Origin of the sequence: Bacillus arachidis (assembly GCF_030285945.1) — a bacterium.
GTDB lineage: Bacteria > Bacillota > Bacilli > Bacillales > Bacillaceae_G > Bacillus_A > Bacillus_A arachidis.
Map to the genome: position 1 here is coordinate 290,001 of NZ_CP127376.1, position 25,789 is coordinate 315,789.

Sequence of the window (25,789 nt, forward strand, 5' to 3'; positions counted from 1 at the left end):
CGGTGGTTCCGCATGGAAGGGCCATCGCTCAACGGATAAAAGCTACCCCGGGGATAACAGGCTTATCTCCCCCAAGAGTCCACATCGACGGGGAGGTTTGGCACCTCGATGTCGGCTCATCGCATCCTGGGGCTGTAGTCGGTCCCAAGGGTTGGGCTGTTCGCCCATTAAAGCGGTACGCGAGCTGGGTTCAGAACGTCGTGAGACAGTTCGGTCCCTATCCGTCGTGGGCGTAGGAAATTTGAGAGGAGCTGTCCTTAGTACGAGAGGACCGGGATGGACGCACCGCTGGTGTACCAGTTGTTCTGCCAAGGGCATAGCTGGGTAGCTATGTGCGGAAGGGATAAGTGCTGAAAGCATCTAAGCATGAAGCCCCCCTCAAGATGAGATTTCCCATAGCGTAAGCTAGTAAGATCCCTGAAAGATGATCAGGTTGATAGGTTCGAGGTGGAAGCATGGTGACATGTGGAGCTGACGAATACTAATAGATCGAGGACTTAACCATATAATATGAAGCAAATGTTATCTAGTTTTGAAGGAATATGCCTTCAATAGTTTGGTGATGATGGCAGAGAGGTCACACCCGTTCCCATACCGAACACGGAAGTTAAGCTCTCTAGCGCCGATGGTAGTTGGGACCTTGTCCCTGTGAGAGTAGGACGTCGCCAAGCAACCTTAAGACGAGTCAGAATGACTCGTCTTTTTTGTGTTTTTACATACTATTGTAAGTTTTACTAGATGTCTTATCAATTGAGAAAATAATACGGAATAAATCAGTTATACTATTGAAGAGAAAATATACCTTAATGAAACAATATGTATGAAAAGGGATTAGTGTTTTCTTTATAGCTTATTGGGAATTGAAGTTACAAACATATTCAACAGGGGAAAAATACATAATATATCTTTTTGAATGGGTGTGGAGATTTATGAAAGAGATAAGTATGTTACTGATAGCGATTATACTATGGGGAGTAGCGATTGCTCCAACAAAATGGGCGTTAGAGTCCATTCAACCATTCACCTTATTATTTCTTCGTCTTTGCTTTGCTGGTGGGATATGTTTATTGTTTTCTTTTCAGCAGTTACGAAAAAATATTATTAATGGGGATGTTCCGTGGAAACGGATAAGCGTATTATCTTTTACTGGTGTGGCAGGATACTTTATGTTTACCTCATATGGAATTTCTTTAACGAGTGGATTGCATGTTAGTATTATTGATGCTGCTTTACCGTTAGTTACGATAATCTTTTCGGCGTTATTTTTAAAAGAAAAGATTCAGTTAAACTATTGGATTGGGATTATATTAGGTTTTATTGGAGTAATATGTATTACTATTCCATCTGGTAACAATAATCAAAGTGCTTCTCTAGTTGGAGATATGCTTATTTTATTAAGTACTTTTTTATTTGCCTTTTATACAATATTATTAAAAACGCCAAAACAAGAAAAGAATCTATCAAATGAAGTGTTTACAACATTAACATTAATCATAGGGGCAATTATTCTATTCCCCTTTGCGATTATTGAAACTTTTTACAATGGTTTACCTCAAATAGATACATGGAAGGCTGGGCTTAGTTTTACGTATCTTGTTGTTTGTGCAACAATCCTATCTTATTGGTTTTGGAATAAGGCATTAGAAAGAGTTGCGGCATCAGTAAGTGGGTTATATTTAAATGCTCTACCACTTATAAGTATTATTGCTTCGATTAGTTTATTAAATGAATCCTTAACATGGAAAACTTTAATAGGTGGGGTGCTAGTTTTATGTGGAGTTATATGGGCCGATCAAGAAAAGCTACGCGTTCTAATAAAATCTGTAGATCGAAGAACTAAGGAATATAAAAAGTATAAAACATATTAATACAGAAATGTAAAAAGAGGATGTGTGATTCAGTGAATGCGACATCCTCTTTTTATTTGCTATAGTTATCGGTCTATCAGCAGGTTTTTTTGAAGAGGTTACTCGCTTTATTGCAATGCGCTTTTTTATGAAACAACGTGATTGGCAGTCTGAATTTTTATTCGGAGCAAGGCTATTTATCATTTCCCGACAGAAAACTCCCACCTCAAGGAATGGGTAGGACATGGTCCAATGAGTAGGTGGGAGATGAATGACGGTTAGATAAAAGTCTAACGGTTCTCCTTGCGGAAGAGTCAGTATGAGGCATCGGAATTTGTTCATTCCTATAGAAGGGAACTGATGCCGGAAGAAGTATTCTTACATATAAGGAATTGTTCCATTATAAAAGTCTTTCCATATGTATACATTTTTGAATGATGGCAGAGGAATTTCGACAAAAAAGAAGAAATGATACGAGAGAAGTATTTTTGAGTATATTCCGATATCGTTCTCATGCATATCGTGAAAAAAGCATGTAGAAAAACTAAAATAGAAAGTGGGGTGGAAAGTGGTGCTTGTCCATAAAGCGTATAAGTTCCGGATCTATCCTAATGCAGAACAAAAAATACGTATCGCAAAAACAATGGGGTGTTCTCGTTTTGTATTCAATTATTTTTTAGCAAAATGGAATGATAGATATAAAGAAACAGGGAAAGGATTCACCTATGGCACTTGTTCTTCGCAACTACCTGCCCTCAAAAAAGAATTTGTATGGCTCAAAGAAGTGGACAGCACGGCTCTTCAATCTTCTCTTCACAACCTCGCTGACTCGTATTCACGATTCTTCAACAAATAAAACAAAGCACCTCGGTTTAAGTCAAAAAACAATAAAGTCCAATCCTATACAACGAAGCACACAAATGGGAACATCGCGATAGTAGGGAATAAAATAAAGTTACCGAAACTGGGCCTTGTCACGTTTACCAAAAGTCGTGAGGTAGAAGGACGTATTTTGAGCGCTACTGTCAGAAGGAATCCAAGTGGAAGATATTTTGTCTCGATTCTTGCCGAAGTAGAAGTGCAAGAATTGCCAAAGACAGGTTCCGCTGTTGGTGTGGATGTTGGCATGAAAAACGTTGCGATTCTTTCAACGGGAGAAGTATTTGGTAATCCGAAATGGTTTCGGATATTAGAGAAGAAGCTCGCTCATGCCCAGCGCATTTTGTCTCATCGTACAAAAGGTGGAGCGAACTGGCATAAACGGCGAATCAAAGTGGCTCGTATACATGAACGAATCACAAATGCAAGAACTAATTACTTACAAAAACTATCTACGATGATCATCAAAAACAACGATGTGATTGGGATAGAAGATTTGCAAGTATCCAATATGTTACAGGATCACAAGCTCGCGAAAGCGATTCAAGAAGTATCTTGGTCACAATTCAGAGCGATAATTAATTTTATTTAATAAAAGCCATTGACTATTACTATATAGAAGTGTAATATTATACGAGTCGCCGATAGCAACAACGCAAAACGCGACAAACGAAATAAAAAACTTAGTTGACATTGAAATGAAGAAATGTTAACATAAGGAAGTCGCAAATAAGCGACAAACGAGTTCTTTGAAAACTGAACGAAACAAACAACGTGAAACGTCAATTTTTATTTTAGATGCTAGACAAACTAACTTTATTGGAGAGTTTGATCCTGGCTCAGGATGAACGCTGGCGGCGTGCCTAATACATGCAAGTCGAGCGAATGGATTAAGAGCTTGCTCTTATGAAGTTAGCGGCGGACGGGTGAGTAACACGTGGGTAACCTGCCCATAAGACTGGGATAACTCCGGGAAACCGGGGCTAATACCGGATAACATTTTGCGCTGCATGGCGCGAAATTGAAAGGCGGCTTCGGCTGTCACTTATGGATGGACCCGCGTCGCATTAGCTAGTTGGTGAGGTAACGGCTCACCAAGGCAACGATGCGTAGCCGACCTGAGAGGGTGATCGGCCACACTGGGACTGAGACACGGCCCAGACTCCTACGGGAGGCAGCAGTAGGGAATCTTCCGCAATGGACGAAAGTCTGACGGAGCAACGCCGCGTGAGTGATGAAGGCTTTCGGGTCGTAAAACTCTGTTGTTAGGGAAGAACAAGTGCTAGTTGAATAAGCTGGCACCTTGACGGTACCTAACCAGAAAGCCACGGCTAACTACGTGCCAGCAGCCGCGGTAATACGTAGGTGGCAAGCGTTATCCGGAATTATTGGGCGTAAAGCGCGCGCAGGTGGTTTCTTAAGTCTGATGTGAAAGCCCACGGCTCAACCGTGGAGGGTCATTGGAAACTGGGAGACTTGAGTGCAGAAGAGGAAAGTGGAATTCCATGTGTAGCGGTGAAATGCGTAGAGATATGGAGGAACACCAGTGGCGAAGGCGACTTTCTGGTCTGTAACTGACACTGAGGCGCGAAAGCGTGGGGAGCAAACAGGATTAGATACCCTGGTAGTCCACGCCGTAAACGATGAGTGCTAAGTGTTAGAGGGTTTCCGCCCTTTAGTGCTGAAGTTAACGCATTAAGCACTCCGCCTGGGGAGTACGGCCGCAAGGCTGAAACTCAAAGGAATTGACGGGGGCCCGCACAAGCGGTGGAGCATGTGGTTTAATTCGAAGCAACGCGAAGAACCTTACCAGGTCTTGACATCCTCTGACAACCCTAGAGATAGGGCTTCCCCTTCGGGGGCAGAGTGACAGGTGGTGCATGGTTGTCGTCAGCTCGTGTCGTGAGATGTTGGGTTAAGTCCCGCAACGAGCGCAACCCTTGATCTTAGTTGCCATCATTAAGTTGGGCACTCTAAGGTGACTGCCGGTGACAAACCGGAGGAAGGTGGGGATGACGTCAAATCATCATGCCCCTTATGACCTGGGCTACACACGTGCTACAATGGACGGTACAAAGAGCTGCAAGACCGCGAGGTGGAGCTAATCTCATAAAACCGTTCTCAGTTCGGATTGTAGGCTGCAACTCGCCTACATGAAGCTGGAATCGCTAGTAATCGCGGATCAGCATGCCGCGGTGAATACGTTCCCGGGCCTTGTACACACCGCCCGTCACACCACGAGAGTTTGTAACACCCGAAGTCGGTGGGGTAACCTTTTGGAGCCAGCCGCCTAAGGTGGGACAGATGATTGGGGTGAAGTCGTAACAAGGTAGCCGTATCGGAAGGTGCGGCTGGATCACCTCCTTTCTATGGAGAATTGATGAACGCTGTTCATCAATATAAGTTTCCGTGTTTCGTTTTGTTCAGTTTTGAGAGAACTATCTCTCAGAAATAAATGTATGTTCTTTGAAAACTAGATAACAGTGTAGCTCATATTTTTTAATTTTAGTTTGGTTAAGTTAGAAAGGGCGCACGGTGGATGCCTTGACACTAGGAGTCGATGAAGGACGGGACTAACGCCGATATGCTTCGGGGAGCTGTAAGTAAGCTTTGATCCGAAGATTTCCGAATGGGGAAACCCACCATACGTAATGGTATGGTATCCTTATCTGAATACATAGGGTAAGGAAGACAGACCCAGGGAACTGAAACATCTAAGTACCTGGAGGAAGAGAAAGCAAATGCGATTTCCTGAGTAGCGGCGAGCGAAACGGAATCTAGCCCAAACCAAGAGGCTTGCCTCTTGGGGTTGTAGGACATTCTATACGGAGTTACAAAGGAACGAGGTAGACGAAGCAGTCTGGAAAGGCTCGTCACAGAGGGTAACAACCCCGTAGTCGAAACTTCGTTCTCTCTTGAATGTATCCTGAGTACGGCGGAACACGTGAAATTCCGTCGGAATCCGGGAGGACCATCTCCCAAGGCTAAATACTCCCTAGTGATCGATAGTGAACCAGTACCGTGAGGGAAAGGTGAAAAGCACCCCGGAAGGGGAGTGAAAGAGATCCTGAAACCGTGTGCCTACAAATAGTCAGAGCCCGTTAACGGGTGATGGCGTGCCTTTTGTAGAATGAACCGGCGAGTTACGATCCCGTGCGAGGTTAAGCTGAAGAGGCGGAGCCGTAGCGAAAGCGAGTCTGAATAGGGCGTTTAGTACGTGGTCGTAGACCCGAAACCAGGTGATCTACCCATGTCCAGGGTGAAGTTCAGGTAACACTGAATGGAGGCCCGAACCCACGCACGTTGAAAAGTGCGGGGATGAGGTGTGGGTAGCGGAGAAATTCCAATCGAACCTGGAGATAGCTGGTTCTCCCCGAAATAGCTTTAGGGCTAGCCTCAAGTGTTAGAGTCTTGGAGGTAGAGCACTGATTGGACTAGGGGTCCTCATCGGATTACCGAATTCAGTCAAACTCCGAATGCCAATGACTTATCCTTGGGAGTCAGACTGCGAGTGATAAGATCCGTAGTCAAAAGGGAAACAGCCCAGACCGCCAGCTAAGGTCCCAAAGTGTGTATTAAGTGGAAAAGGATGTGGAGTTGCTTAGACAACTAGGATGTTGGCTTAGAAGCAGCCACCATTTAAAGAGTGCGTAATAGCTCACTAGTCGAGTGACTCTGCGCCGAAAATGTACCGGGGCTAAATACACCACCGAAGCTGCGGATTGATACTTACGTATCAGTGGTAGGGGAGCGTTCTAAGGACAGTGAAGTCAGACCGGAAGGACTGGTGGAGTGCTTAGAAGTGAGAATGCCGGTATGAGTAGCGAAAGACGGGTGAGAATCCCGTCCACCGAATGCCTAAGGTTTCCTGAGGAAGGCTCGTCCGCTCAGGGTTAGTCAGGACCTAAGCCGAGGCCGACAGGCGTAGGCGATGGACAACAGGTTGATATTCCTGTACCACCTCTTTATCGTTTGAGCAATGGAGGGACGCAGAAGGATAGAAGAAGCGTGCGATTGGTTGTGCACGTCCAAGCAGTTAGGCTGATAAGTAGGCAAATCCGCTTATCGTGAAGGCTGAGCTGTGATGGGGAAGCTCCTTATGGAGCGAAGTCTTTGATTCCCCGCTGCCAAGAAAAGCTTCTAGCGAGATAAAAGGTGCCTGTACCGCAAACCGACACAGGTAGGCGAGGAGAGAATCCTAAGGTGAGCGAGAGAACTCTGGTTAAGGAACTCGGCAAAATGACCCCGTAACTTCGGGAGAAGGGGTGCTTTCTTAACGGAAAGCCGCAGTGAATAGGCCCAAGCGACTGTTTAGCAAAAACACAGGTCTCTGCGAAGCCGTAAGGCGAAGTATAGGGGCTGACACCTGCCCGGTGCTGGAAGGTTAAGGAGAGGGGTTAGCGCAAGCGAAGCTCTGAACTGAAGCCCCAGTAAACGGCGGCCGTAACTATAACGGTCCTAAGGTAGCGAAATTCCTTGTCGGGTAAGTTCCGACCCGCACGAAAGGTGTAACGATTTGGGCACTGTCTCAACCAGAGACTCGGTGAAATTATAGTACCTGTGAAGATGCAGGTTACCCGCGACAGGACGGAAAGACCCCGTGGAGCTTTACTGTAGCCTGATATTGAATTTTGGTACAGCTTGTACAGGATAGGCGGGAGCCTTTGAAGCCGGAGCGCTAGCTTCGGTGGAGGCGCTGGTGGGATACCGCCCTGGCTGTATTGAAATTCTAACCTACGGGTCTTATCGACCCGGGAGACAGTGTCAGGTGGGCAGTTTGACTGGGGCGGTCGCCTCCTAAAGTGTAACGGAGGCGCCCAAAGGTTCCCTCAGAATGGTTGGAAATCATTCGTAGAGTGCAAAGGCATAAGGGAGCTTGACTGCGAGACCTACAAGTCGAGCAGGGACGAAAGTCGGGCTTAGTGATCCGGTGGTTCCGCATGGAAGGGCCATCGCTCAACGGATAAAAGCTACCCCGGGGATAACAGGCTTATCTCCCCCAAGAGTCCACATCGACGGGGAGGTTTGGCACCTCGATGTCGGCTCATCGCATCCTGGGGCTGTAGTCGGTCCCAAGGGTTGGGCTGTTCGCCCATTAAAGCGGTACGCGAGCTGGGTTCAGAACGTCGTGAGACAGTTCGGTCCCTATCCGTCGTGGGCGTAGGAAATTTGAGAGGAGCTGTCCTTAGTACGAGAGGACCGGGATGGACGCACCGCTGGTGTACCAGTTGTTCTGCCAAGGGCATAGCTGGGTAGCTATGTGCGGAAGGGATAAGTGCTGAAAGCATCTAAGCATGAAGCCCCCCTCAAGATGAGATTTCCCATAGCGTAAGCTAGTAAGATCCCTGAAAGATGATCAGGTTGATAGGTTCGAGGTGGAAGCATGGTGACATGTGGAGCTGACGAATACTAATAGATCGAGGACTTAACCATATAATATGAAGCAAATGTTATCTAGTTTTGAAGGAATATGCCTTCAATAGTTTGGTGATGATGGCAGAGAGGTCACACCCGTTCCCATACCGAACACGGAAGTTAAGCTCTCTAGCGCCGATGGTAGTTGGGACCTTGTCCCTGTGAGAGTAGGACGTCGCCAAGCAAAAACCTAAGTCATTTCGACTTAGGTTTTTTTGTGTATATTTTTATTCCGCTATTTACGGGTAGTAAGCCCCTTATCTCAAGATTCAGAGAGAAACGAGAAAGATGGGCGGGGGGGATCAACTAACTGCCCGTAAAAGCCCGATTGGTGAGGGATAATAATCAGTGAGGATGAAGAAAACCCCACTAATTAAAGTTTCACTTTATTTACCGAATGAAATAATCCATAAATTTAGCAATGCTAAGAATGAAAAAATAAGAAAGAAGAGGCTGTTTAAAATAATAGCAATTTGTTTTCGTTTCCCAGGCTTTCCGAACGAACTTAGAATAATTCCGATAATGGGACTAATTATTTCAATAAGCAGTATAGGTTTGAAGTAATGATAGTAGAAGAAATGAGATGTTATAAAAGAGGATTCAATAACTGCAGCAGTTACTGCGATAAAAAGAAATAAATATGACAACTTAGTAAGTTTCTGCATAATCAATCCACCTATAAATGAGTATGAGCTTATAGTAATAGTATCATAGGATTTACTTAAATATACAAAAACGTAATTATTTACACCTTGATTTGATCACTTTTTCATATGTTAAGATTATAAAGTAATATAGATTTGACAAAATAACGGTTATTGTAATGCGCTATAACTTTAGATAATTAAAATTCACTTAAATGATGGCTAAAGTATTGTATCGCTATACCACTAGATCCTCATGTAGTTACGCTTTGTATTCTTATCCTAATTTCCTTTCATACATGTATATATTTTCACTTCTTCTTTTGAATATAACTAAAACACGAACGTTATCAATTGCGAACAAAAAAACATTCGATTATTTGTTGACATTGTTCATGAAATATTGTTAATATAACCATAGAAACAATATTATATCGCACCTCATATAATCGCGGGGATATGGCCTGCAAGTCTCTACCTAACGACCGTTATTCGTTAGACTATGAGGGAAAGTCACTCGGTATTTTTCTATTCACAAGGGATACGTATGCCTGAGTAGAGCGCTTTCTCTCATAGTAAAAGAGAAAATGTTCTATGTCAGGCTTTTTTTATTTGAATCGGGGGGATTCTAATATGAAATCACTAGTTGGAGTCATAATGGGAAGCACGTCAGACTGGGAAACAATGAAATATGCTTGTGACATTTTAGATGAATTAAATATTCCGTATGAGAAGAAAGTTGTATCCGCTCATCGGACTCCAGATTATATGTTTGAATATGCAGAAACTGCTCGTGAACGTGGATTAAAAGTTATTATTGCTGGAGCTGGAGGAGCCGCTCACTTACCAGGGATGGTTGCAGCGAAGACAAATCTTCCTGTAATCGGCGTTCCTGTTCAATCAAAAGCGTTAAATGGTTTAGATTCATTACTGTCTATCGTTCAAATGCCAGGAGGGGTTCCAGTTGCCACTGTTGCGATTGGCAAGGCTGGTTCAACAAACGCGGGACTACTTGCAGCACAAATCCTTGGATCATTTCATGATGACATACATGATGCATTAGAACTGAGACGAGAAGCAATTGAGAAAAATGTGCGTGAAGGCAGTGAGTTGATATGACAAAAATCATTTTACCAGGAAAAACAATTGGAATTATTGGCGGTGGCCAGCTAGGAAGAATGATGGCGATAGCAGCGAAGGAAATGGGGTATAAAATTGCTGTTTTAGATCCAACAAAACATTCATCATGTGCACAAGTTGCTGATATTGAAATTGTGGCAGCATATGATGATTTGAAAGCGATTCAACATTTAGCAGAAATAAGCGATGTTGTGACATATGAATTTGAGAATATTGATTATAGATGTTTACAATGGCTTGAAAAACATGCGTATTTACCACAAGGCAGCCAGTTGTTAAATAAAACGCAAAATCGTTTTACAGAAAAGAATGCAATCGTGAGTGTTGGCTTACCAGTAGCACCATATAGACTTGTGCAGAGGCAAGACGAACTTTTAGAAGCAATTACGGAACTTTCCTTTCCTTGTGTGTTAAAGACAACAACAGGGGGATATGACGGAAAAGGACAAGTTGTTTTAAGAAGCGAAGCGGATGTTGCGAGAGCAACTGAACTTGTAAATCAAGCTGAATGTATTCTTGAGAAATGGGTGCCATTTGAAAAAGAAATATCAGTTATTGTAACTCGCAGTGTCAGTGGTGAAACGAAGGTATTTCCAGTAGCTGAAAATATTCACGTGAATAACATCTTACATGAATCTATTGTACCAGCTCGTATTACAGACGAACTTTCACAAAAAGGAATTGAATACGCACAGGTACTGGCGGATGAACTTCAGCTTGTGGGAACACTAGCGGTAGAGATGTTTGCTACAGCAGATGGTGAGATTTATATTAATGAATTAGCACCAAGACCTCACAATTCAGGACACTATACAATTGATGCATGTGAAACGAGTCAATTTGGGCAACATATTCGAGCAATCTGTAATTTACCTCTAGGAGAAACAAATTTGTTAAAACCAGTTGTCATGGTAAACATTTTAGGCGAACATATAGAAGGGGTCCTAAGACAAGTGAATAGATTTACCGGGTGCTATTTACACTTGTATGGAAAAGAAGAAGCAAAAGCGCAGCGCAAAATGGGGCATGTAAATATTTTAAATGAAAATATTGAAGTTGCTTTAGAAAAAGCGCAGAGTTTGCATATTTGGGACCATCAAGAACAACTTTTGGAGGGAAAAAGATGATTAGTCGTTATACACGCCCTGAGATGGGTGCGATTTGGACGGAAGAAAACAAATTTAAAGCATGGTTAGAAGTTGAAATTTTAGCTTGTGAGGCATGGGCTGAACTTGGTGATATTCCAAAAGAAGATGTAAAAAAACTTCGTGAGAATGCATCATTTGATATTGACCGTATTTATGAGATTGAGAAAGAGACACGCCATGATGTAGTTGCTTTCACTCGTGCAGTATCAGAAACACCAGCACTAGGTGAAGAACGTAAATGGGTACACTACGGCTTAACATCTACAGACGTAGTTGATACAGCGTTATCTTATATCTTAAAACAAGCAAACGAAATCTTATTAAAAGACTTAGAAAACTTCATTACTATCTTAGCTAACAAGGCAAAAGAGCATAAATACACAGTTATGATGGGAAGAACACACGGTGTTCATGCAGAACCAACTACATTTGGTTTAAAACTTGGTCTGTGGTATGAAGAAATGAAACGTAACTTAGAGCGCTTCAAACAAGCAGCTGATACAGTTCGCGTTGGTAAATTATCTGGTGCAGTTGGTACATACGCGAACATTGATCCATTCGTAGAAAACTTCGTTTGTGAGAACTTAGGATTAGAAGCAGCACCAATTTCAACACAAACATTGCAACGTGATCGCCATGCACATTACATGTCAACACTTGCATTAATTGCAACATCTATCGAAAAGATTGCGGTTGAAATTCGTGGCCTACAAAAGAGTGAAACACGTGAAGTAGAAGAGGCTTTCGCCAAAGGACAAAAAGGATCTTCTGCAATGCCGCATAAACGTAATCCAATCGGATCTGAAAATATGACTGGTTTGGCCCGCTTAATTCGTGGTTACATGCTAACTGCTTACGAAAACGTTCCATTATGGCACGAGCGTGATATTTCTCACTCTTCTGCAGAACGAGTTATCTTACCAGATGCAACAATCGCATTAAACTACATGTTAAACCGCTTTGGTAATATCGTGAAAAACTTAACGGTATTCCCAGAAAACATGAAGCGCAATATGCAAAGAACATACGGTTTAATTTACTCTCAGCGCGTAATGCTTACGCTAATCGACAAAGGTATGGTACGTGAAGAAGCTTATGATATCGTACAGCCTAAAGCGATGGAAGCTTGGGAGACACAAGTACAATTTAAAGAGCTTGTAGAAGCAGATGAGCGTATTACAAGCAAATTAACACAAGAAGAAATCAACGAATGTTTCAATTATGAACATCATATGCAACATGTTGATACAATCTTTGAACGTCTTGGATTGAACTAATTTGAAAATTTTATATGGCACAGAATAGAATCATTCTGTGCCATTTTTTATAAACATATTATTCATATTTTTCAAACTACAGGGGGCTTGCGAAATGCAAAAGCTAGAATTGCTGTATGAGGGTAAGGCAAAAAGAATTTATCGTACAGAAGCAGCAGATATGGTTTGGGTAGAGTACAAAGATAGTGCTACTGCTTTCAATGGGGAGAAAAAAGCGACAATTACAGGAAAAGGTCGTCTGAACAATGAGATTACAACTCTTTTATTCAGAAAGTTACAAGAAGTGGGAATTAAAACACATTTTGTTGAGAAGTTGTCAGATACAGAACAACTTGTGAAAAAGGTAAGTATTATTCCATTAGAGGTTGTCACAAGAAACGTAATCGCGGGAAGTCTTTCAAAACGCTTAGGAATGGAAGAAGGAACTGCACTTGCAGCACCAATCGTAGAATTGTACTACAAAGATGATGATTTAGGAGATCCGCTTGTAACAGAAGATCATATTCGTGTGTTAAACGTTGCAACGCCAGAGCAAGTAAGTACATTACGAGAAAAGGCTCTACAAATCAATCAAATATTGATTGAGCACTTCGCAAGCTGTCGTGTAAGATTAGTAGATTTTAAACTAGAGTTTGGACTAACAGAAGAAGGCGAAATCGTATTAGCAGATGAGATTTCACCAGATACTTGCCGCTTATGGGATGAAGCGAGCAATGAAAAATTTGATAAAGATGTATTCCGCCGTGATCTTGGCGATTTAACAGAGGCATATGAAGAAATTTTAAAACGTTTAGGGGGAGCTTCACATGTATAAAGTTAAGGTATATGTAACATTAAGAGAGAGCGTATTAGATCCACAAGGAACAGCAGTGAAAGGTGCTCTTCACAGTCTTTCATTCACAGAAGTGCAAGATGTTCGCATCGGTAAATATATGGAGTTAACAATTGATAAATCAGTGACTGATCTGGATACAAAGGTAAAAGAAATGTGTGAGAAACTATTAGCGAACGTTGTAATGGAAGATTTCCGTTACGAAGTTGAGGAGGTTGTCGCACAGTGAAATTTGCCGTAATCGTTTTTCCAGGTTCGAACTGTGATGTTGATATGTTTCATGCAATTAAAGATGAGCTTGGCGAAGAGGTAGACTACGTTTGGCATGATGCAGAGAATTTAGATGAATATGATGCAATTCTTTTACCAGGAGGTTTCTCTTACGGTGATTACCTTCGCTGCGGTGCCATTTCTCGCTTTGCAAATGCAATGAAAGCTGTGCAAAAAGCAGCTGAACAAGGAAAGCCAATTCTAGGTGTATGTAACGGATTCCAAATATTGGTTGAATCAGGGCTGCTACCAGGTGCATTAATGCGAAATAAAAACCTAAAGTTTATGTGCCGTACAGTGGGATTACGTGTTGAAAATAACGAAACGATGTTTACATCGCAATATGAAAAAGGTGCAGTAATCAATATTCCAATCGCACATGGTGAAGGGAATTACTACTGTGATGAAGCAACTCTTAAAGAATTAGAAGAAAAGAATCAAATTGCATTCCGTTATGTAGACAATCCAAACGGAAGCGTTTCAGATATTGCAGGTATTGTAAATGAAAAGGGAAATGTACTTGGCATGATGCCGCACCCAGAGCGTGCTGTGGATGAACTTCTTGGCGGCGCTGAAGGTTTAAAAGTCTTTCAATCTATTTTGAAACATTGGAGGGAAACATATGTCGTTAATGCTTGAACCAAATCCAACACAAATTAAAGAAGAACGTATATATGCGGAAATGGGGCTAACAGACGAAGAGTTTGCCATGGTTGAAAAGATTTTAGGACGTTTGCCGAACTACACAGAAACGGGACTATTCTCTGTTATGTGGTCAGAGCATTGTAGTTATAAAAACTCAAAACCTGTTCTTCGCAAGTTCCCAACAACAGGAGAGCGCGTATTACAAGGACCTGGTGAAGGTGCAGGGATTGTAGATATTGGTGATAATCAAGCCGTTGTATTTAAAATGGAAAGTCATAACCATCCTTCTGCAATTGAGCCATATCAAGGTGCGGCAACGGGTGTTGGTGGTATTATTCGCGACGTATTCTCTATGGGAGCACGTCCAGTAGCGTTATTAAACTCTCTTCGCTTCGGTGAACTACAATCACCACGTGTGAAATATTTATTTGAAGAAGTAGTTGCAGGGATTGCAGGATATGGTAACTGCATCGGGATTCCAACTGTTGGCGGAGAAGTACAGTTTGATTCATGTTATGAAGGAAACCCACTTGTAAATGCAATGTGCGTTGGTTTAATTAATCATGAAGATATTAAAAAAGGGCAAGCACATGGTGCTGGTAATACAGTTATGTACGTAGGTGCTTCAACAGGACGTGACGGTATTCACGGTGCAACTTTCGCATCAGAAGAATTATCTGAGAGTTCAGAAGCGAAACGTCCAGCGGTACAAGTAGGGGATCCATTTATGGAGAAACTTCTTATTGAAGCATGCTTAGAGCTTATTCAATCTGATGCTCTTGTTGGAATTCAGGATATGGGAGCTGCAGGATTAACATCATCTTCTGCAGAGATGGCAAGTAAAGCAGGAATGGGTATTGAAATGTACTTAGATGATGTACCACAACGTGAAACAGGTATGACGCCATATGAAATGATGTTATCTGAATCACAAGAACGTATGTTAATTGTTGTGAAAAAAGGTAGAGAGCAAGAGATTGTAGAGTTGTTTGAAAAGTACGGACTTGCGGCAGTTACGATGGGAAAAGTAACGGAAGATAAAATGCTTCGCTTATTCCATAAAGGTGAAATGGTAGCGGAAGTACCAGCAGATGCACTAGCAGAAGAAGCACCAATTTATCATAAGCCTTCAAAAGAAGCAGCGTATTTTAAAGAGTTCCAAGAAATGAAGATGGAAACACCGAAATTAGATAATTATAAAGAAACATTGCTAGCTCTATTACAACAACCAACGATTGCAAGTAAAGAGTGGGTATATGATCAATATGATTATCAAGTACGCACAAGCACGGTTGTTACACCAGGATCAGACGCAGCCGTTGTACGTGTGCGCGGGACAGAAAAAGCATTAGCAATGACAACAGATTGTAATTCTCGCTACATTTATTTAGATCCTGAAATGGGCGGTAAAATTGCAGTAGCAGAAGCAGCACGTAACATCGTATGTTCAGGTGGAGAACCGCTGGCAATTACAGATTGCTTAAACTTTGGTAACCCAGAAAAACCAGAGATTTTCTGGCAAATCGAGAAATCGGTAGATGGTATGAGTGAAGCTTGTCGTACACTACAAACTCCAGTTATTGGCGGAAACGTATCAATGTACAACGAACGTAGCGGTGAAGCTGTATATCCAACACCGACTGTTGGTATGGTAGGTCTTGTTCATGATTTAAAACATGTAACGACACAAGAATTTAAGCAAGCTGGGGATCTAGTTTATGTAATTGGAGAAACGAAAGCTGAGTTTGGCGGAAGTGAATTGCAAAAGATGGTATACGGCAAAATCTTTGGTCAATCACCAAGCATCGATCTAGAAGTAGAATCTAAACGCCAAAAGCAATTACTAGAAGCAATTCAAGCAGGACTTGTTCAATCTGCACATGATGTTGCAGAAGGCGGATTAGCAGTCGCAATTGCTGAAAGTGCAATTGGAGCTAAAGGATTAGGTGCTACTGTGAAATTAGCTGGAGAAGCAACAGCGGCGTTATTCGCGGAATCACAATCACGCTTTGTTGTAACAGTAAAACGTGAAAAGCAAGAAGCATTCGAGAAAGCAGTAGAAGCAATTCAAGTTGGGGAAGTCACAAATACAAATGAAGTAACAATTCGTAATGAAGAAAATGAAGTATTACTTACAGCAAATGTTGATGAAATGAGAAAGGCTTGGAAAGGGGCAATCCCATGCTTGCTGAAATAAAGGGGTTAAATGAAGAATGTGGCGTTTTCGGAATTTGGGGGCATGAAAATGCAGCACAAGTTACGTACTACGGATTGCACAGCTTACAGCACCGTGGACAAGAAGGCGCAGGCATTGTTGTAAATAATGGGGAGAAAATTGTTGGTCATAAGGGGTTAGGTCTAGTATCGGAAGTGTTTTCAAGAGGTGAGCTAGAAGGATTAAATGGAAAATCAGCAATTGGTCACGTACGCTATGCAACGGCAGGCGGAAGTGAGGTAGCGAATGTTCAACCACTACTATTCCGTTTTTCTGATCATAGTATGGCATTAGCTCACAACGGTAATTTAATTAATGCAAAGATGCTTCGCCGTGAATTAGAGGCAGAAGGAAGTATTTTTCAAACGAGTTCAGATACAGAGGTACTACTTCATTTAATTAAACGTAATACAAAAGGTTCATTAATTGAGAGTGTGAAAGATGCATTAAACAAAGTAAAAGGTGCATTTGCATATCTTTTATTAACAGGTAACGAAATGATTGTTGCGTTAGACCCGAATGGATTTCGCCCACTGTCAATCGGAAAAATGGGAGATGCATACGTTGTAGCATCTGAAACATGTGCTTTTGATGTAGTTGGTGCAACATACATTCGAGATGTTGAACCTGGAGAACTACTTATTATTAATGACGAAGGTATCCAAGTAGATCGTTTTACAAATGATGTAGAACATGCAATTTGTAGTATGGAATACATTTACTTTGCACGCCCAGATTCCAATATTGCTGGCATCAATGTTCATGCAGCGCGTAAAAGTATGGGGAAACGTTTAGCGGCGGAAGCTCCTATTGAAGCAGATGTTGTAACAGGGGTACCGGACTCTAGTATTTCTGCGGCAATTGGTTATGCAGAAGCAACTGGCATTCCGTATGAATTAGGATTAATTAAAAACCGTTATGTTGGTCGTACCTTTATCCAACCTTCTCAAGAATTGCGTGAACAAGGGGTAAAAATGAAGCTTTCGGCAGTACGAGGAGTAGTTGAAGGAAAGCGCGTCGTAATGATTGATGATTCTATCGTAAGAGGTACAACAAGTAAACGCATTGTCCGTATGCTTCGTGAAGCAGGAGCGACAGAAGTGCATGTGAGAATTGCTTCTCCACCACTTAAGTATCCGTGTTTCTATGGCATTGATATTCAAACGAGAAAAGAATTAATCGCAGCTAACCATTCTATAGAAGAAATACGTCAAATCATCGGCGCAGATTCTTTAACATTTTTAAGTGAAGATGGCTTAGTCGATGCGATTGGTCGTCCATATGAAGGGAAATACGGCGGCTTATGTATGGCGTACTTTAATGGGGATTATCCGACAGCCCTTTATGATTATGAACAAGAACTTTTAGAAAGTATGAAATAAAAAAGCGAGAAGCTTCTACTTGAGTTTAAGTAGAAGCTAGCTTTTTCCTAAAACATACTCTATAGAGAGTGCCCGCTTGGGTGGGAGAAATTAAAAGACGAGGTGTAAAAAACGATGGCGAATGCATATAAGCAAGCAGGAGTAGATATTGAAGCTGGATATGAAGCGGTATCTCGCATGAAAAAACATGTACAAACAACAATGAGAAAAGAAGTACTAGGCGGTCTTGGCGGTTTTGGGGGTATGTTTGATCTATCAAAATTTGCATTAGAAGAACCTGTATTAGTATCTGGAACAGACGGTGTAGGTACAAAGTTGATGCTCGCTTTCATGATGGATAAACATGACACAATTGGTATTGATGCAGTAGCAATGTGTGTAAATGATATTGTTGTCCAAGGAGCAGAGCCGCTTTTCTTCCTTGATTACATTGCTTGTGGTAAAGCAGAACCTAGTAAAATTGAAAACATCGTCAAAGGTATATCAGAGGGTTGTCGCCAAGCGGGTTGTGCGTTAATTGGCGGAGAAACAGCTGAGATGCCAGGTATGTATTCCACTGAAGAGTATGACTTAGCTGGTTTTACTGTTGGTATTGTTGATAAAAAGAAAATTGTAACAGGAAATTCTATTGAAGCAGGTCATGTATTAGTTGGCTTAGCATCTAGTGGTATTCATAGTAACGGGTATTCTTTAGTACGAAAAGTGTTGTTAGAAGATGGACAGTTATCTTTAGATCGTATACATGGTCGCCTAGAACTACCTCTTGGTGAAGAATTATTAAAACCAACGAAAATTTATGTCAAACCTATTTTAGAACTATTGAAGAAATATGAAGTGTATGGCATGGCACATATTACAGGTGGAGGATTTATTGAAAATATTCCACGTATGTTGCCGGAAGGAATCGGAGCAGAAATTGAACTAGGTTCTTGGCAAATTCAACCGATTTTCAGCTTACTTCAAGAGGTTGGAAAACTAGAAGAAAAAGAAATGTTCAATATTTTTAACATGGGTATTGGTATGGTAGTTGCGGTAAAAGAAGAAGATGCAGAAGCTGTTGTCAAGCTTCTTGCAGAACAAGGAGAAAAAGCACATATTATTGGACGAACTATTAAGGGATCGAGTGTTACTTTTAATGGAGGCACAGGACTATGAGTAGATTGGCAGTCTTTGCCTCTGGAAGCGGATCTAACTTCCAAGCATTAATGAATGCAGTGGAAGAAAAAAGCTTACATGCTGAAATTAGTTTGCTCGTATGTGATCAACCTGAGGCGCGTGTTATTGGACGGGCACATTATCATCATGTTCCGTGCTTTGCTTTTTCGGCGAAAGCATATGAATCAAAAGAAGCATTTGAAAATGAGATATTAAAAAAATTGCGAGAATACGAGATTGATTATGTTATTTTAGCAGGATATATGCGTTTGATTGGTCCTACATTACTGGAAGCATACGGCGGGAAAATCATTAACATTCATCCGTCATTATTACCAAGTTTTCCAGGGAAAGATGCTGTCAGTCAAGCGTTAGAGGCAGGAGTGAAAGTAACAGGAGTGACGATTCACTACGTAGATGCTGGGATGGATACAGGACCTATTATTGCTCAAGAAGCAGTAAAAGTTTCCGAAGCGGATACAAGAGAGAGTTTACAAAAGAAAATTCAGCAAGTTGAACATAGATTGTACGTAGCTACGGTGAACGAAATCGTTCAATCTATGAAAGAGAAGGCCGTTAAATAACATTCAACTAGGGGTGAAGGATAAATGAAAAAGCGTGCATTAGTAAGTGTTTCAAATAAAACAGGTGTTGTAGAATTTGTTAAAGGGTTACTTGAACAAGGGATTGAAGTTATTTCAACAGGTGGAACGAAAAAATTATTAGAGGAAAACGGCTTACAAGTAATTGGGATTTCTGAAGTAACTGGCTTCCCGGAAATTATGGACGGGCGTGTGAAAACATTACATCCAAACATTCATGGTGGTTTACTTGCAGTACGTGATAATGAAACACATGTGACGCAGATGAATGAATTAGGCATTCAGCCAATTGACTTTGTTGTTGTAAACTTATACCCATTTAAGGAAACAGTTGCTAAACCTGATGTGACATTTGCTGATGCAATTGAAAATATTGATATCGGTGGTCCAACAATGATTCGTTCAGCTGCGAAGAATCATAAATTTGTATCAGTAATCGTTGACCCAATAGATTATGATGTTGTACTAGTCGAGCTAAAAGAAAACGGCGAAGTTACAGACGAAACAAAACGTAAATTAGCAGCGAAAGTATTCCGTCATACAGCGGCATATGATGCATTAATTTCTAACTATTTAACGGAACAAATAGGAGAAGAAAGCCCAGAAACATTAACAGTAACATTCGAGAAAAAACAAGATTTACGTTACGGTGAAAACCCACATCAAAAAGCAACATTCTATAAAGCACCATTTGCAGCAACTTCTTCTGTTGCATATGCAGAGCAGTTACATGGAAAAGAGCTATCTTACAACAATATCAATGACGCGGATGCAGCGCTTAGCATCGTGAAAGAATTTACAGAACCAGCAGTGGTAGCAGTAAAACATATGAACCCATGCGGAGTTGGTGTTGGTACTGATATTCATGAAGCATATACACGTGCTTACGAAGCGGATCCAGTATCCATTTTCGGAGGTATTATTGCAGCTAACCGTGAGATTGATAAAGTTACGGCTGAAAAATTACATGAAATTTTCTTAGAGATTGTTATCGCACCTTCTTTCTCACAAGAAGCTTTAGAAGTGTTGCAAAGTAAGAAAAACTTACGCCTTTTAACTGTAAATATTGAAAAAGCAGTAAGTGCAAGTAAAAAATTAACTTCTGTACAGGGTGGCCTTCTAGTTCAAGAAGAAGATACGTTAGCGCTAAATGAAGATGCAATTACAATTCCAACAAAACGTGAACCAACAGAGCAAGAATGGGCCGATTTAAAACTAGCTTGGAAAGTTGTCAAACATGTAAAATCAAATGCAATTGTTTTAGCAAAAGATAATATGACAATTGGAGTGGGAGCAGGACAAATGAACCGCGTTGGTTCAGCGAAAATTGCAATCTCGCAAGCTGGTGACAAAGCACAAGGTAGCGCCTTAGCATCTGATGCATTTTTCCCAATGCCAGATACAGTAGAAGAGGCTGCTAAAGCAGGTGTTACAGCAATCATTCAACCAGGCGGATCGATTCGTGATGAAGATTCTATTAAAAAAGCTGATGAATATGGTATTGCTATGGTGTTCACTGGCGTACGTCACTTCAAACATTAATAGAGGAAGTTTAAAAAGTCCGGTCAAGATAACCTTCGCATTTCTTCGTTGCTTTGCCAGTCCGGTACTCATGTAGTAAAAGCTACACTCCGTATCCTCCTGGCCGCAGCGCCTTGAACTGCTCGGTTCTCTTGATCCTCCTTTTTAAATCCTTATTGTTAGAGGAAGTTTAAAAAGCCCGGTCAAGATAACCTTCGCATTTCTTCGTTGCTTTGCCAGTCCGGTACTCATGTAGTAAAAGCTACACTCCGTATCCTCCTGGCCGCAGCGTCTTGAACTGCTCGGTTCTCTTGATCCTCCTTTTTAAATTTTTATTGTTAGAGGGAGTTCAAAAAGTCCGATCAAGATAATCTTCTTTTTGAACAGGAACGAATAGAAACAAAATAAGAGCACTGCTCCTATTTTGTACTTATTTGAATAATGGAGGATAACATATGAATGTTTTAGTAATCGGCCGTGGTGGGCGCGAGCATGCTTTAGCTTGGAAGTTTGCACAGTCTGAGCAAGTTGAAAAGGTATATGTAGCACCGGGAAATGAAGGCATGAGAGATGTGGCAATGCCAGTTGATATTGATGAGAATGACTTTGACGCACTTGTTCTATTTGCGAAAGAAAATAATATAGGCTTAACGTTCGTTGGTCCAGAAATTCCTCTTATGAATGGAATTGTTGATCGTTTTGAAGCAGAGGGACTTCGCGTTTTTGGTCCGAATAAAGCAGCTGCTGTAATTGAAGGAAGCAAAGCTTTTACAAAAGAGCTTATGAAAAAGTATGATATTCCAACCGCAGCATATGAAACATTCACAAACTATGAGGAAGCGGTAGCATATATTCAAAAAGTTGGTGCACCTATTGTTATTAAAGCGGATGGTTTAGCAGCTGGTAAAGGTGTAACAGTAGCAATGACGTTAGAAGAGGCATTGCAAGCTGTAAAAGAAATGCTGCAGGATGTAAAATTCGGTGAAGCAAGTAAAAAGGTTGTTATTGAAGAGTTTTTAGATGGACAGGAATTCTCTTTAATGGCATTTGTAAATGGAAAAACCGTTTATCCAATGGTAATTGCACAAGATCATAAGCGTGCTTTTGACGGTGATAAAGGACCGAATACAGGCGGAATGGGTGCATATTCTCCAGTACCGCAAATTCCCGAATCAGCAGTTAGCGAAGCAATTGAGACAATTTTACATCCAACTGCTAAAGCGATGATTCAAGAAGGACGTTCATTTACAGGTATTTTATACGCGGGGCTTATTTTAACAAACGAAGGACCAAAAGTAATTGAATTCAATGCTCGTTTTGGTGATCCAGAAACAGAGGTTGTATTACCACGTTTAGAGAGTGATTTAGTCGACGTATGTAATTACGTATTAGATGGGAAAGAGCTAACACTTAAATGGTCTGAGGAAGCAGTTATTGGTGTAGTACTTGCTTCAAAAGGATACCCAGAAGCATATGAAAAAGGTGCTGTGATTTCTGGATTAGATACATTAGAAGATGCAATTGTTTTTCATGCAGGCACAGCTATGAAACATGGAGATTTTGTAACAAACGGTGGTCGTGTTTTATTTGTAGCTTGTAAAGGCAAGGATTTACAAGAAGCGAAGGATAACGTTTATAAAGAAATTAAGAAAATTGAGAGTGACGGTTTATTTTATCGAAGTGATATCGGATATCGTGCGGTTGCAAAGGTAGATTGTTAAGAGCTAACATAAATTATGTTAGCTCTTTTGATTTTATTTTGTATTTTTGGATAGGGAGGATTATATGTTTGCGATGGGAATTTTAATTATATATGTAATGATTTGTATCATACCTACAGCAGTATTAATTACCGGCTATGTATGGCAGAAGGAAAGAGGAAGAATATTCGGTGCGCTATGGACCTTAACAAATTCACTGTATGGAGGAATTTTATTACTCATTATAAGTTTCATAGGATACGTATATAATGCTTCTTTTTTTGGTGTGTTATCTTTTTTCTTAGTTATAGGTGGAATCATTAGCTTTGGAGAACATTGGAGAAAAAAGAAAATCAATTGATATAAACGGATACAGGGAATATTATTGATTACTAACTCTTTCCTGGATATAATTGTAAAAATATTTACAATTATATTATAATAGATATATGTTAAATATTGAGAGGAAGGTAGGGGGAACTATTGACTCAAATTCATGTACGTCCTGAAAAATTATTTCAACTGAGTAGAAAATTTACTCATTATGCTGAGGAAGTTAAACATGTAGAGCAAAAATTAGACAGTAACTATCAATCGATTCCATGGAGTGTAAAGGCTAAGTCAGTTGTAGATCAGTATTGGTATGAGGCACGAAGACAGATGAATGTGTCAATGCAAGTTGCTCATACATTAGCTCGTTCTTTAGAAGAGATTGCGAATAAATTTTTAGAAGTTGACAATCAGGGAACGGAAAAAGTTACTTCTGAGATGAAACAGAATGCAAAGGAAAAGAAGGAAGAAGGATTTTGGGAAAGTTTGAAGAACAAAGCCGAAGATTTTTTAGATAAAGCAACTGATAAATTAGAAGAAATTAGTGACTATATGGGGGATAAGGTGAGCGATGTCAAAGATTCTATTGAAAAAGGAGCCGATTTCGTAGGAGCAGCATGTACTGTAGCAACAAACTATTATATGAACAAAGTAGAAAATGCTTTTAAGACGATGAATACGATGACAAATATAATAAAAAATCATTACATAAGGGATTTTGAAATAAAAGTAAATGCTTTAAGAATGGGGGGGAATATGGTAATAAATCATTACGTAAATGAAGGGAAAAAGCTCTTTAATTATGTGACAGATCCAGACGGTCTATTAACTGATGTATCGACTTATGCTGGATACGCAGCAGCGGGCTTAGGCTTTCTTTCTGTGGCGACTTTATGGTTCCCTCCAGCTGCTGGTGCATTTGCAATAGGCTCTACTGCGGCAGGATTAGTAGCATTAGGTGCTGATAGTATACTATATTTTCTAGATAAAAAAGATGGTACAGCGGTAGCAGCCGATTTTTTAGGGGTTATTCCAGGTGTAGCTACAGCAGGAAAGACAATCCAAACTTTAAAAACTTTTACAGCTACTGAAAAAACGATAGGTTATTGGTTAAAACGGGGTATGACAGAAAAAGAAGCTATTGAACAGGTGAGAGACAATGTAACGGGTCTATGGAATTCAACTTTTGGAATGTGGGGGGCTACTAGGGATAGTACACCAAAGTAAGAGGAAGGCGTGAAAAAATGAAGTTACCAAAAAACTATTTTCCAGAACAGGCTACAAAGGAATACGGGAGCTTTTATGTATGGATGCGCTTTATTTGTATTATTGCATTTGCTAATACTGTATTAGTTTTAGGGTTCGGAAAATTAAATATTTTCACATTAGTAGTTATAATATTTTGTATTCCGTTTGGTTTTATTGGAGTTTATTTTGCGATCTTTCACTATATACGTTATTTAAGAAATTATATGAGACAAAAATAATAAAGGAGATAGACACAGTGCTGAGATTTATAAATGAAAGATATATTATGACGAGACAAATGAGATTAGATATTGAAGAATTTATGCCTCCGAAAGTCGGAGAAATCTTTATTAAAATTTATAAGTTAGCATTTTTAGTTTTTATATATCTTGGAATCATGTGCCTTGTGAATAATCTGATAGGAAAAGAGCATCCAATTAATGGACTGTTATTGAAAATAGAGATAATAGTAATTTCAATTATATCCATTTTTATCTTGTATTATTGTATATGCTATCGAGGTTATTATAAACGAAAAGAATAATATGTATTCTATATATAACTAAATATAGTATTCATTTGAAAGAAGGGAACTATAATGAGTGTGGAGACATGGTACCGATATACATTTCGGGAGAAACATTTTTCAATAGCTCTTCCCAATACATGGACATTAATGGAGACGGATCCTAAACATATAGAAAAGTTCACTTCAATATTTTTAGCTGAACAAGCCGAAGTGTTCCCACATATTGCTAAAAACTGGGAAGAGATCAAAAGGCAACTAGAATTTCTTCTTAAAAATCTAAAAGGAATGAAAGTGGAACTGTTTGCGTTACAAGGTCTTGTTGACGGAGAGAATGTTATACACTTTGCAGATGTGACAGTTTCAAGGTTTCCTTATGAAAAAGAGTATTCTTCTATTCAAAATATGGAAAAGCTACTAAAAGAAAAAGAGAAGAGTGAATTAGTATCGATTGAGGAGATTAAATCCCAGATTGGTAATGTCATACATATTCGTGAATTTACAACTGTTGAAATGGAAAATGAGAATATTAAAGCATGTACGAATCAATTTTTAATACCAGTATCTAAAGAGAATAATATATATAGTATTACGTTCTCTACATGGAATGTAGATGATGCAATGTTATTCGAACCTTCATTTTTTCAAATTGTAAATACGTTTAAACGAATGTCTCCCGAGAAAATAGGGCATTAGATGAAAAGCATCCTTTCTAAACAAAATAGAATTTAGAAAGGATGTTTTTTTAGGAGGAGAATATGAAATTACCAAAAAACTATTTTCCAGAACAGGCAGCAAAGGAATATGGAAGCTTTTATATATGGATGCGTTTGCTCATTATGAGTGCATGGGTAAGTGGTTTGTTAGCTTTAGGATATGGTCAATTCAGTATTATGGGATATACAGTTTTAATACCTCTTATCTTTTTTATAATAATCGGAGGCCATTTTATGATTTTTCACTATGTTCGTTACTTAAGAAACTATAAGAGACAAGAATAATTTATATTTTTG

Annotated in this window: 20 protein-coding genes, 5 rRNA genes, 2 pseudogenes and 1 riboswitch (1 of these 28 running past the window's edge); of the genes and pseudogenes, 26 read left to right on the forward strand and 1 reads right to left on the reverse strand. The window is 40.2% G+C overall.

All coding sequences use genetic code 11. From position 1 onward, the window contains the following. The 8 genes and pseudogenes from QRY57_RS03250 to rrf (QRY57_RS03285) all read left to right on the forward strand — a co-directional run. Nucleotides 1–505: ribosomal RNA gene (locus QRY57_RS03250) — 23S ribosomal RNA — on the forward strand (it extends 2,416 nt beyond the left edge of the window). Nucleotides 506–555: 50 nt separating this feature from the next. Next, a 5S ribosomal RNA gene (gene rrf, locus QRY57_RS03255) occupies nucleotides 556–671 on the forward strand. A 258-nt stretch (nucleotides 672–929) separates the two neighbouring features. Beyond that, nucleotides 930–1,868 (forward strand): DMT family transporter, encoded by a 939-nt coding sequence (locus QRY57_RS03260; protein ID WP_286016638.1) that lies wholly within the window; start codon nucleotides 930–932, stop codon nucleotides 1,866–1,868. Nucleotides 1,869–1,920: 52 nt separating this feature from the next. Next, nucleotides 1,921–2,037 (forward strand): annotated as a pseudogene (locus tag QRY57_RS03265) (YhfC family glutamic-type intramembrane protease); the annotation flags it as partial. Nucleotides 2,038–2,418: 381 nt separating this feature from the next. After that, nucleotides 2,419–3,312: pseudogene (gene tnpB / locus QRY57_RS03270) on the forward strand (IS200/IS605 family element RNA-guided endonuclease TnpB); the annotation flags it as partial. 230 nt (nucleotides 3,313–3,542) lie between these two features. Further along, nucleotides 3,543–5,093 (forward strand): 16S ribosomal RNA (locus QRY57_RS03275). A 145-nt stretch (nucleotides 5,094–5,238) separates the two neighbouring features. Further along, nucleotides 5,239–8,159: ribosomal RNA gene (locus QRY57_RS03280) — 23S ribosomal RNA — on the forward strand. Between the two features lie 50 nt (nucleotides 8,160–8,209). Next, nucleotides 8,210–8,325 (forward strand): 5S ribosomal RNA (gene rrf, locus QRY57_RS03285). The 16S, 23S and 5S rRNA genes sit together here, the layout of an rRNA operon. A gap of 202 nt (nucleotides 8,326–8,527) precedes the next feature. Here the strand turns inward: rrf (QRY57_RS03285) and QRY57_RS03290 are convergent. Continuing rightward, nucleotides 8,528–8,806 (reverse strand): hypothetical protein, encoded by a 279-nt coding sequence (locus tag QRY57_RS03290; protein WP_286016639.1) that lies wholly within the window; start codon nucleotides 8,804–8,806, stop codon nucleotides 8,528–8,530. 400 nt (nucleotides 8,807–9,206) lie between these two features. Beyond that, a riboswitch (purine riboswitch) is annotated at nucleotides 9,207–9,308 on the forward strand. Between the two features lie 110 nt (nucleotides 9,309–9,418). Here QRY57_RS03290 and purE point away from each other — a divergent pair. The 18 genes from purE to QRY57_RS03380 all read left to right on the forward strand — a co-directional run bounded on the left by purE (nucleotide 9,419) and on the right by QRY57_RS03380 (nucleotide 25,777). Beyond that, nucleotides 9,419–9,904, forward strand: coding sequence for a 5-(carboxyamino)imidazole ribonucleotide mutase (purE, locus tag QRY57_RS03295; RefSeq protein WP_026593310.1), 486 nt, complete (start codon nucleotides 9,419–9,421; stop codon nucleotides 9,902–9,904). Beyond that, nucleotides 9,901–11,052, forward strand: a complete 1,152-nt coding sequence (gene purK / locus QRY57_RS03300) for a 5-(carboxyamino)imidazole ribonucleotide synthase (protein WP_286016640.1) — start codon at nucleotides 9,901–9,903, stop codon at nucleotides 11,050–11,052. The genes purE and purK overlap by 4 nt, the downstream gene beginning before the upstream one ends. Beyond that, nucleotides 11,049–12,350 carry an adenylosuccinate lyase gene (purB, locus tag QRY57_RS03305; RefSeq protein WP_286016641.1) on the forward strand — a complete coding sequence of 434 codons (1,302 nt, stop codon included), beginning with the start codon at nucleotides 11,049–11,051 and terminating at the stop codon, nucleotides 12,348–12,350. The genes purK and purB overlap by 4 nt, the downstream gene beginning before the upstream one ends. A 94-nt stretch (nucleotides 12,351–12,444) precedes the next feature. Next, nucleotides 12,445–13,164, forward strand: coding sequence for a phosphoribosylaminoimidazolesuccinocarboxamide synthase (purC, locus tag QRY57_RS03310; RefSeq protein WP_026593307.1), 720 nt, complete (start codon nucleotides 12,445–12,447; stop codon nucleotides 13,162–13,164). Further along, nucleotides 13,157–13,411: a phosphoribosylformylglycinamidine synthase subunit PurS gene (purS, locus tag QRY57_RS03315; protein ID WP_026593306.1), complete on the forward strand. Its 255-nt coding sequence runs from the start codon at nucleotides 13,157–13,159 to the stop codon at nucleotides 13,409–13,411. Before purC ends, purS begins: the two co-directional genes overlap by 8 nt. Next, a complete protein-coding gene (gene purQ / locus QRY57_RS03320; protein ID WP_026593305.1) occupies nucleotides 13,408–14,091 on the forward strand; it encodes a phosphoribosylformylglycinamidine synthase subunit PurQ in 684 nt (227 codons plus the stop codon). Before purS ends, purQ begins: the two co-directional genes overlap by 4 nt. Then, a complete protein-coding gene (gene purL / locus QRY57_RS03325) occupies nucleotides 14,075–16,294 on the forward strand; it encodes a phosphoribosylformylglycinamidine synthase II (protein WP_286016642.1) in 2,220 nt (739 codons plus the stop codon). Before purQ ends, purL begins: the two co-directional genes overlap by 17 nt. Beyond that, on the forward strand, nucleotides 16,279–17,694 hold the full coding sequence (purF, locus tag QRY57_RS03330) for an amidophosphoribosyltransferase (protein WP_286016643.1): 1,416 nt from the start codon (nucleotides 16,279–16,281) through the stop codon (nucleotides 17,692–17,694). Before purL ends, purF begins: the two co-directional genes overlap by 16 nt. A 114-nt stretch (nucleotides 17,695–17,808) precedes the next feature. Continuing rightward, the gene (purM, locus tag QRY57_RS03335) at nucleotides 17,809–18,849 is read left to right on the forward strand and encodes a phosphoribosylformylglycinamidine cyclo-ligase (protein ID WP_286016644.1); all 1,041 of its coding nucleotides are present in this window, start codon (nucleotides 17,809–17,811) and stop codon (nucleotides 18,847–18,849) included. Beyond that, nucleotides 18,846–19,433, forward strand: coding sequence for a phosphoribosylglycinamide formyltransferase (purN, locus tag QRY57_RS03340; protein ID WP_286016645.1), 588 nt, complete (start codon nucleotides 18,846–18,848; stop codon nucleotides 19,431–19,433). The genes purM and purN overlap by 4 nt, the downstream gene beginning before the upstream one ends. A 24-nt stretch (nucleotides 19,434–19,457) precedes the next feature. Next, entirely contained in the window at nucleotides 19,458–20,993 is a 1,536-nt protein-coding gene (gene purH / locus QRY57_RS03345) for a bifunctional phosphoribosylaminoimidazolecarboxamide formyltransferase/IMP cyclohydrolase (protein WP_286016646.1), read from the forward strand. Nucleotides 20,994–21,427: 434 nt separating this feature from the next. Then, the gene (gene purD / locus QRY57_RS03350) at nucleotides 21,428–22,693 is read left to right on the forward strand and encodes a phosphoribosylamine--glycine ligase (RefSeq protein ID WP_286016647.1); all 1,266 of its coding nucleotides are present in this window, start codon (nucleotides 21,428–21,430) and stop codon (nucleotides 22,691–22,693) included. A 64-nt stretch (nucleotides 22,694–22,757) separates the two neighbouring features. Then, nucleotides 22,758–23,033: a hypothetical protein gene (locus tag QRY57_RS03355; protein ID WP_286016648.1), complete on the forward strand. Its 276-nt coding sequence runs from the start codon at nucleotides 22,758–22,760 to the stop codon at nucleotides 23,031–23,033. A gap of 122 nt (nucleotides 23,034–23,155) precedes the next feature. Next, nucleotides 23,156–24,229 carry a hypothetical protein gene (locus QRY57_RS03360; protein ID WP_286016649.1) on the forward strand — a complete coding sequence of 358 codons (1,074 nt, stop codon included), beginning with the start codon at nucleotides 23,156–23,158 and terminating at the stop codon, nucleotides 24,227–24,229. Between the two features lie 17 nt (nucleotides 24,230–24,246). Then, nucleotides 24,247–24,489 carry a hypothetical protein gene (locus tag QRY57_RS03365; RefSeq protein WP_098303145.1) on the forward strand — a complete coding sequence of 81 codons (243 nt, stop codon included), beginning with the start codon at nucleotides 24,247–24,249 and terminating at the stop codon, nucleotides 24,487–24,489. A 17-nt stretch (nucleotides 24,490–24,506) separates the two neighbouring features. Further along, nucleotides 24,507–24,794: a hypothetical protein gene (locus QRY57_RS03370; protein WP_286016650.1), complete on the forward strand. Its 288-nt coding sequence runs from the start codon at nucleotides 24,507–24,509 to the stop codon at nucleotides 24,792–24,794. Between the two features lie 54 nt (nucleotides 24,795–24,848). Beyond that, nucleotides 24,849–25,472, forward strand: a complete 624-nt coding sequence (locus QRY57_RS03375) for a hypothetical protein (RefSeq protein WP_286016651.1) — start codon at nucleotides 24,849–24,851, stop codon at nucleotides 25,470–25,472. Nucleotides 25,473–25,534: 62 nt separating this feature from the next. Next, entirely contained in the window at nucleotides 25,535–25,777 is a 243-nt protein-coding gene (locus tag QRY57_RS03380; RefSeq protein WP_208019022.1) for a hypothetical protein, read from the forward strand. Nucleotides 25,778–25,789 lie beyond the last annotated feature (12 nt).